General features: G+C 41.6%; 7 protein-coding genes and 1 riboswitch. Of the genes, 1 reads left to right on the top strand and 6 read right to left on the bottom strand.

The window, feature by feature from the left end; all coding sequences use genetic code 11:
* Positions 1–268: 268 nt before the first annotated feature.
* Positions 269–499, bottom strand: coding sequence for a hypothetical protein (locus tag E5A76_RS18060; protein WP_161119765.1), 231 nt, complete (start codon positions 497–499; stop codon positions 269–271).
* 219 nt (positions 500–718) lie between these two features.
* Positions 719–1942 carry a purine nucleoside transporter PunC gene (gene punC / locus E5A76_RS18055; protein ID WP_161119764.1) on the bottom strand — a complete coding sequence of 408 codons (1224 nt, stop codon included), beginning with the start codon at positions 1940–1942 and terminating at the stop codon, positions 719–721.
* A 105-nt stretch (positions 1943–2047) separates the two neighbouring features.
* Here punC and punR point away from each other — a divergent pair, with 105 nt between their 5' ends.
* A complete protein-coding gene (gene punR, locus E5A76_RS18050) occupies positions 2048–2950 on the top strand; it encodes a DNA-binding transcriptional activator PunR (RefSeq protein ID WP_161119763.1) in 903 nt (300 codons plus the stop codon).
* 77 nt (positions 2951–3027) lie between these two features.
* Here punR and E5A76_RS18045 read toward each other — a convergent pair whose 3' ends face one another.
* The 4 genes from E5A76_RS18045 to E5A76_RS18030 all read right to left on the bottom strand — a co-directional run bounded on the left by E5A76_RS18045 (position 3028) and on the right by E5A76_RS18030 (position 8139).
* Positions 3028–4281, bottom strand: a complete 1254-nt coding sequence (locus tag E5A76_RS18045; protein ID WP_392397385.1) for an ABC transporter substrate-binding protein — start codon at positions 4279–4281, stop codon at positions 3028–3030.
* 52 nt (positions 4282–4333) lie between these two features.
* Positions 4334–6478, bottom strand: a complete 2145-nt coding sequence (gene lpdA, locus E5A76_RS18040; protein WP_161119762.1) for a dihydrolipoyl dehydrogenase — start codon at positions 6476–6478, stop codon at positions 4334–4336.
* Positions 6479–6488: 10 nt separating this feature from the next.
* Positions 6489–7094 carry a carboxymuconolactone decarboxylase family protein gene (locus E5A76_RS18035; protein WP_161119761.1) on the bottom strand — a complete coding sequence of 202 codons (606 nt, stop codon included), beginning with the start codon at positions 7092–7094 and terminating at the stop codon, positions 6489–6491.
* Between the two features lie 454 nt (positions 7095–7548).
* On the bottom strand, positions 7549–8139 hold the full coding sequence (locus E5A76_RS18030; RefSeq protein WP_107166546.1) for a TfoX/Sxy family DNA transformation protein: 591 nt from the start codon (positions 8137–8139) through the stop codon (positions 7549–7551).
* A 137-nt stretch (positions 8140–8276) separates the two neighbouring features.
* Positions 8277–8365: riboswitch (cyclic di-GMP riboswitch) on the bottom strand.
* Positions 8366–8375 lie beyond the last annotated feature (10 nt).

Here is an 8375-nt window from a genome sequence, read left to right as displayed (position 1 = left end):
ATAGATGCTTTACTAATAAAATTAATTATCATTACTATCTTTGATACGGAACACTAGATAGTTATTTTAATTACCGTTTAGTGGACTGTTTTATAAACTTTTCCTCCAGGTTTTATAGTAACCAATAGCGGTGACCTATGTGGTGAAGGTGGATGCAATGAAAAGAATAGGAAATATTTTAGAAATTTTGAAACCGTACATCGAGTCACTTCAATTATTTATTGTTTTTAACGGTCTTAATAAAGCGAATTAAAAGGTGGAGGGGTCACTACTCAGGCGCGTACTTATGTACCATCACACAGCAAGTAATTAAGAACGATAAGATCAACGTTATTTGCCACAAACCATCCTCATAAAATGACATTTGGTTGTCTGACCAAAAACGCAAACCGATATTGAATAGCTCACCTTTAATGCCAAGAATAAGTACCGTTGCTAGGTAATATTTAACGAAGTCAGTTAGCAAAATTTTGAAATAAGACAGGTACGTATTTAGCATTAGCAAGTCCTTAATTGAATGATAGTTCAATGTACTAATTAGGATTCTTGTTAGATGCAATGGCAGGCTAGTGATTCTTTGTATTCATCACCAGTTTTATTCTGAAGTGTCATGATGCGGATAGTGTTTTGCGAGTTGGTTCAAATATCACAGAGAGAAAAAAAGGGGAGCTGATAGTTAGCTCCCCTTAGCATTTATATTGCGTATCGCAATGATGGATTACGCTGTTTGTAGTTCAGCGTCTTGTGCTTCTTCTTTACGTGCTTTAACCACTAGAGAGAAACCAAATAGTGCGATAAAGCCAGTAATGAACATGCCAGTTGTTACTGTTAGCAGACCGTGTGCAGCGAATGCTGAAACTAGGCCACTTGCTGCAAAACATACCATGGTTTGCATGAAGTTAAGTAGGCCAGCAGCGGTTGCGCTACAGTTTTTAAAGTCAGACAGTGCAGCGCTAATAACAATCGGGTAAATCGCACCGTTTGCCACTGCTAGGAAGCAGAATGGGATCAGGATAGGCAAGATTGTTGTTACTGTAGTTGTTACCGAGATAACAAACATGACTGCTACGCTTGCGAAGAATAGCGCTAAAATCCACGGTAGAAGTTGCTTACCAGAGTAACGGTTAAGTAGCGTACGACAACCGTAACCACCTACGATGAATGCAACGGTTTGTGGTGCGTAGCTTAAACCAATGTCTGCACCTGAGTAACCCATTGCTGACATAACAAATGGTGAACCCGTTAGGTAAGCAAAGAATGCCGCAGAACATGCTGCGAAAATCACCATGTTACCCCAGAACTTTTTCGAGCGTAGGATTTGGCTGTAGTCTTTACGTAGCTGAACTGTCACGCTTTCTTGTTGTTGATCTAATGCTGCGCTTTCTTTTTCTTTCAGCGTTAGCATGGCAAGTACAACACCAAATGCTACAAGTGCGATGAAGATGCTGCGCCAGCCAAGGTTATGCTCTAACAATGCGCCAAGTAATGGTGCTAATGCAGGCGATAATGCAACTAAAGGCATGATGGTTGCGAATACACGCTCAGATGTTTTGCCTTCGTAACGGTCAACAACCACCGCTTGCCAAATCACTGTTGCACTACATGCACCTAATGCTTGAGCAAAACGCGCAAGTAGGAACACTTCGATGTTAGGTGCAAATGAACATGCGATAGAAGCCACGCTGAATAGGGCGATACCACCAACTAAAACTTTGATACGACCAATGCGATCAGACAGTGGACCGTAAACCAGTTGGCCTAATGCCATACCCAGTAAGAAAACACTCAACGATAGGCCGATAAGAGATTGTGATGTAGCAAAGTCGGCACGGATTGTTTCAAACGCAGGTAAGTACATATCTGTAGCTAAAAAGCCCAGCATACTTAGACATGCGAACCAGAATAGGGTGATTTTTGATGGTTTAGCGAGTTCTTTTTTCATTTTTATAATAACTATATCTATAAGACATAGTGATAGTGTAATGCTGGTTTTCATTGCTGTGAAACGCTAATATTTCAACATTGCTTTCAAAAAATTTGATTTGATATGTTTTCATACAATGATCTCCAAGTTATCGACGTTGTCGCCCGTCGTGGCAGCTTTTCAGCGGCAGCGGAAGAATTGCACAAAGTGCCGAGTGCGATAAGTTATACAGTTCGGTTAATAGAAGAGCGATTAGCTGTCGAATTATTTGTTCGATTACACAGGCAGGTGAAATTAACGCCAGCAGGCAAGTATTTTGTTGAAGAAGCACGCAAGCTGATTAAGCAAATGGATACCATCAAATACCAAACTCAACGGGTTGCCAATGGCTGGTCGGAAAATGTTTCGGTGGCACTTGATACTGTGGTTCGCCAAAGTCGAGTGAATACCTTAGTGCGTGATTTCTATCTGCATTTTCCAGATGTGGAGCTGCACTTAACCATGGAAGTGTTTAATGGCGTATGGGATGCCTTAGCCGATGGTCGTGCTGATATCGCCATTGGTGCAACAGCGGCAGTGCCGATTGGTGGTAGCTTTGATTATCGTGATATGGGCGTTTTAACGTGGAAGTTTGTGGTTGCGCCTGAGCATCCATTAGCAGCGGTTGATCATCCTATTGAGCCTCATGAATTAGCGCAATATCCTGCGATTTGTTTAGAAGACACCTCACGTACCTTGCCTAAACGTACCACTTGGCTGATGGATAACCAACGCCGCATTATGGTGCCGAGTTGGTACAGTGCTTTTCAATGTTTAGAAGCCGGATTGGGGATCACTGTTGTGCCTAGCCATATGGCTATCAGTAAAATTGAATCAGGCAAGCTGGTTGAAAAGGAATTGGCAATAAAGCCCTCTATGAGCCCGTGTTGTTTAGCGTGGAATACGGAAAGTATGAGCCCTGCAGTAAGTTGGCTATTGGACTATTTAGGTGATAGTGAGCAGCTTCACCATGAATGGATGCGCTAGATGTTTCTAAAAGTGTTTTAAAAAATTTGCCCCATCATCTGACGGGGCAAAGGGTATTCTACTTATTAAATTTGCGATTAATGACCGTAACGCTTTTGCCATTCGAGCTCAATCGCTGTTAGCCATGTTGGGTTTGGCTCAGCAATAGCAGGGTAGAGCTTAAATGATTGGCTTTTATATGGCTCTGGCAAGGCTTTAAAGGCTTGTGGTTTTAATATGGTTGGATCGCCCCATATTTTTGTATCTGCCTTGCGAGCTTGCGCTTCTGGACTCATTAAAAAGTTAATCGCCACTAATGCGCCTTCTTTTGCTGTCGCATTCCAAGGGATCGCTAAAAAGTGAACGTTTGTTAATGCACCAGCTTTAAAAGCATAAGTCTTGGCGGTGTCAGTTAAGTTGCCGTTTTCAATGGCTGCTAGAGCGGCATTAGGGTTAAAGGTGATCGCTAATAAAAGCTGTTGATCATCTAATAACTGGACCGTTTCTGCTGTACCTGCTGGGAATTGTTTACCACCACGCCATGCGACTTTATTCAGCTGATCTAAATAGTGCCAAAGTGGTGCGGTGACTTTATCAAACAAGGCTTTTTCAGCGGGTAACGATAAGGGCTGGTATAACGCTTGTTTATCGGTTGTGAGTTCAAGCAATGCCGCTTTTAAAAAGCTACTGCCATGAAACTCTGGCGGACGAGGGTAGCTAATTTTCCCCGGGTTTTGCTGTGCTAATGCCAATAGTTGTTTAAAACTTTGTGGTGGATTTTTTAACTTAGTGGTGTCGTAAATGAACACCAGTTGTCCCACTCCCCAAGGTGCTTCATAACCGTCTGTTGGAACGGTGAAATCTTTATCTATCGGTAATGAGGTATCAACGTATTTCCAGTTAGGTAAACGTTGAGTAAACGGACCATACAATAGGTGATGTTGTTTCATAGAGCGGAAATTTTCACCGTTGATCCAAACCATATCAACGCTACCGTCTTGGTTTTTATTGGCGGCTTTTTCTGCCAGTAAACGCTGTGTGGTTTCTGCAATGTCAGTGACTTTCACTTGCTTTAACGCGACACCGTATTGTTGTTGCAGCTGTTTATCTGCCCATTTTAGGTATTCATTGATCTCTTGGCTGCCACCCCAAGCATTGAAGTAAACGGTTTGACCTTTGGCTTTATCAAGCACTTGTTGCCATGATGCTTGTGGTAGCGAAGGTGTTGACGTTGTTTGCTCTGGTATTTCAGCATACGCAGCAGTGGAGAGTACAAGCGATAACGCAATGCCTTGCGACAGTGCTTTTAAATAGGGCATGTTGCACTGTGGCATCTTAAATAGTGATTTCATTCATCTTCCTTTGCTGCTTGTTGTTTTCGTTATTGTTATGCGCTTTGTAAGGCTATTTACGCATCCATTGATGGTAACGCTGCACTAACGATAATAGCTTTTGTGGTGCGTTGTGTTGTTTCCACACTCCAGCGGTATATTTCGCAGCTTCACTCATGGTCGGGTAAGGATGGATCGTCGATAAGATCTTGTTTAGTCCTAATTTGTGACGCATTGCTAACGTAAATTCTGCCAATAGTTCACCACCATGATGACCAACAATAGTGACGCCTAAGATCTTGTCGCTATTTGGTGGTGTCAGCACCTTGATGAAACCTTCATTGTTGTTATCGGTGATCGCACGATCTAAATCCGCAATATCATAAGTATAGATTTTGTATTCAATACCTTGTGCTTGCGCTTCTTTTTCGTTTAATCCCACTCTTGCTAACTCTGGCGAGGTGTAGGTAACGGCTGGCAATACCGAGTAGTCGGTTTTAAATTTTTTAATGGCACCAAATAAGCTGTTAACTGATGCATACCATGCTTGATGTGCTGCGGCATGGGTCAGTTGGAAAGGACCAGCCACATCACCAACCGCATAAATATTTGGGTGCTGGGTTTGCAGATAGTCATTAACCTTGATGGTTCCTTGTGGTGTCGTTTCAATGTTTAGCGTCTCTAAACCGAAACCTTGGGTATTGGCAACACGACCAAGGGCGACAATGACTTGATCAAATTCCACTTCGACTGATTGGTTATTCGCAAGATCATCTAATTGCGCAAGATGATATTCACTATTGGATGCTTTAAAGCTCACCGCTTTGTGCTGAAGCAATACCTTCACACCTTCATCAGTGAGTTTATTGCGAATAACACAAGCCGCATCGTTATCTTCACGATTGAGTAATTGCTCAGCCATTTCAACCAAGGTAACAGACGAACCTAAACGATTGAACGCTTGTGCTAATTCACAACCAATAGGACCACCGCCAAGAATAAGCAGTTTTTTCGGCTGTTGTTCTAGTTGCCATAAGGTGTCGGAAGTGAGCGGAGCAACATCTTTTAACCCTGTAATGTTTGGCAATAGCGGTGAAGCACCTGTGGCAATAATGATGTTACGTGTCGTGATGATCGTATCGTTCACTTTCACTTGCCAAGGGGAAACGATAGTGGCATCACCTTGAATACAGTTCACGCCTAGCTTGGTGTATCGTTCAATAGAGTCATGCGGTTCGATATCGGCAATAACGTGATGTACTCGCTGCATAACGGCTTTGAAATCGATAGCTTCAATGTTGGCGTTAATGCCTAACTGTTTCGCTTGTTGGATTTCATGAGCACTGTGGGCGGCACGAATTAACGCTTTAGAGGGGACACAGCCTGTATTTAAGCAATCGCCACCCATTTTATGTCGTTCAATCAAGGTCACTTCAGCTTTTACTGCGGCAGCAATATATGAGCTAACTAAACCGCCAGCACCTGCACCAATGACGACTAGGTTTTGATCAAATGAGTGAGGTTTTTGAAAGCCTTGGTAAACCTTTTGGCGTTTTACTGCGTTGACAATGAACTTGGCAATCAGAGGAAACGTACCGAGTAGAGCTAACGATAGCAATACTGGGGTAGAAACAATGCCACGCAGTGATTCAATATTACTGAGCTGGGTTCCGGCATTAATGAAAATAGCCGTAGCAGGTAACATGCCTAATTGGCTTATTAGATAAAAGGTACGTGTTTTAATGGGAGTTAAACCCATCAATAGGTTGATCAGGAAAAACGGAAACACAGGGATCAAGCGTAGCGTTAGGAGATAAAATTCGCCTTCTTTCTCAATCCCTTGGTTAATGGTTTTTAAGCGATAGCCAAAACGCTGTTGTACCCAGTCACGTAGAATAAAGCGGCTTGAGAGAAATGCTAAGGTTGCACCAATGGTGCTGGCAAATGAGACAATGATCAGGCTAGGCCAGAAACCAAAAATAGCGGCTGCTAGCAAGGTTAAAATGGCGGCACCCGGTAAGGATAAGGCAGTCGCTAGAACGTAAATAGCAAAGTACGACACATAAGCCACGATTGGCTGGCTTTGAATTTTCGTTTGTAGGGCAGATTGCTCCTGCTTGATAAAATCAAGCGTGAGGTATTGCCCAAGATCGAAATGGATCCAGCTTGCAATCAGGCTAACAATCACGATGAGTAAAGCGAGCTTTTTCTTATCCATATATCTCACCTTATTTGTTTTGCTGAGTATCAGCTTGTGATTTGTCTTGCTCTTGGTTAGCCGCAACATCATTGGGTTTAATTGGCAGAGTACAGAAGCCTTGCTCTGGCACGTCCAATGCGGTGTTAAATTTAGCGGATAGGTTTTGGAAACTGACTAATGCGGTGATCTCTATGATGTCATCGCTGCTGTACCACTGCTGGAGAGCATGAAGCATCTCATCAGTAACACGTTGCCCTGTAATGGTCATGGCTTCCGTGTAGGTAAGCACAGCGCGTTCTTGCTCCGTAAATAAATCAGAGTGTTGCCAATTTGCCAATGCTTTGATTTTTTCTTCAGAATCACAACGCTCTGCCAACTTCATACCGTTAGCATCAACACAGAATGCACAGTCATTGAGTTGTGACACACGAACACAGATCAGCGAGCGTATCACAGCTTGGATAGGGGATTTTTTGCGATCGAGAAAACCGAAAAATCCTGCGACTAACCAAAACAGTACAGGTTTGCGGCCCCAAAGCTTAGCTGGGTTTAGCACTTGCCCATAATGTCGAGCTTGGAGCCATAGCAAGGGTTTTACCCAGAGAGAGTCGATTTTCTTGATTGAGATACGCACAGCCATTCCTTAAAACAGATACCTAAAAAGCGAGTTGCTAGGGTATACATGTAGACCTTAACTGTATGTATTGTATTTCATTTACTAAGAATTATGGCTTTTTCGCCAATCAGTTGGCGAAAATAAAACCAATGGTGAAGAAAATAAAAGGCGAGGAGGATGTTGTAAATAGCGATAAATGTGATGCGAGATTAATAAAGCGTTAAATATTTGACGTTATAAAAAACAAAATTAAATATTTATGTTTTAGCATTGATATAAAACAAGAAGTTATTAATTACTTCTAAGTGCGTTATTTTGCTAGTTCTTATTATGAGCTTTATGTATTAAAAGATATAAAATAGAGTAGGCTGGTTAGGCATTATTCTAAATATATATTTAGTAGGTATACTTAGAAATAAAAGAATGAACATCTTTTATTTCTAAGTTAAATAGAATTGTCGAAATAGATTTATTAAGAAAGGGCTGATAATAATTCGTTTCGACGTTGCTCAGGAATAACAGACCAATGTTGACCACTTATTGCACCTTCTAGCGCCCATAGTAATTCAAGACTAAGTGGACTGTTTTGCGCTTTTTGTAGCGCTTGGTATGCACCTAAAGCACCAGCAGCTTGAAGTTGTTCGATAGTCTCTATGCCTGCTTTTTTAAGCATTCTTTCGTTTGATAACCGTAGGTTTGGTAAGTCTTTTATACGGTCAGGTACGCAACTCTCCTTTTCTTGCTTGTCTTTTTCTGCTGCATCCAATGAATACCGACCTTGAGCAACGATCTTTTCAGGTTCGTCCCACCAATTATCAGGTATTGCGTAGTGCTTGGTTACAACAGGGAAGCCACGTTTCTTATAAACATAAGGCTCAAGACCTGCTTTTTTGAATTCCTTTTCGGTTTCAGCGTTTGCGCGTAAATGAAGTTTATCATTTACAACTAATGCAAACATTGTATCACCAGCAAAAATGCCAAAACCGCCAAACATCGACCGTGATTTTACAGATCCAAAATGGTCAAATAATTTTAATGAATCTTTTAATATTGGTTTATCCATGCTTCTACTCGGTGAAATAAATATGAGTGTCACCTAAACATCAAGAGCGAGGAATTAGATTAATCAATCTTCATAATAGACTTGTCAATATATTGTTAAAATAATCGTCATTATATTGGCGAGACTAATTATAATCCTTCGGTAACCCCGCTACCGTGAATTAATAATAATTGTTAGGCCGGAGGTTTTGCGTCTTAATCTTTCAATTAATTTGCCTGTTCGTGACTATATAAAGT

It is taken from the genome of Photobacterium lucens (assembly GCF_009873615.1).
GTDB lineage: Bacteria > Pseudomonadota > Gammaproteobacteria > Enterobacterales > Vibrionaceae > Photobacterium > Photobacterium lucens.
This window is presented reverse-complemented; position numbering and strand designations above follow the sequence as displayed.

Bases quoted from the DNA above. Each gene is read 5' to 3' on its own strand.
- E5A76_RS18045 (WP_392397385.1), bottom strand. From the start codon at position 4,281: ATGAAATCACTATTTAAGATGCCACAGTGCAACATGCCCTATTTAAAA.
- E5A76_RS18060 (WP_161119765.1), bottom strand. From the start codon at position 499: ATGCTAAATACGTACCTGTCTTATTTCAAAATTTTGCTAACTGACTTC.
- E5A76_RS18030 (WP_107166546.1), bottom strand. From the start codon at position 8,139: ATGGATAAACCAATATTAAAAGATTCATTAAAATTATTTGACCATTTT.
- punC (WP_161119764.1), bottom strand. From the start codon at position 1,942: ATGAAAAAAGAACTCGCTAAACCATCAAAAATCACCCTATTCTGGTTC.
- punR (WP_161119763.1), top strand. From the start codon at position 2,048: ATGTTTTCATACAATGATCTCCAAGTTATCGACGTTGTCGCCCGTCGT.
- lpdA (WP_161119762.1), bottom strand. From the start codon at position 6,478: ATGGATAAGAAAAAGCTCGCTTTACTCATCGTGATTGTTAGCCTGATT.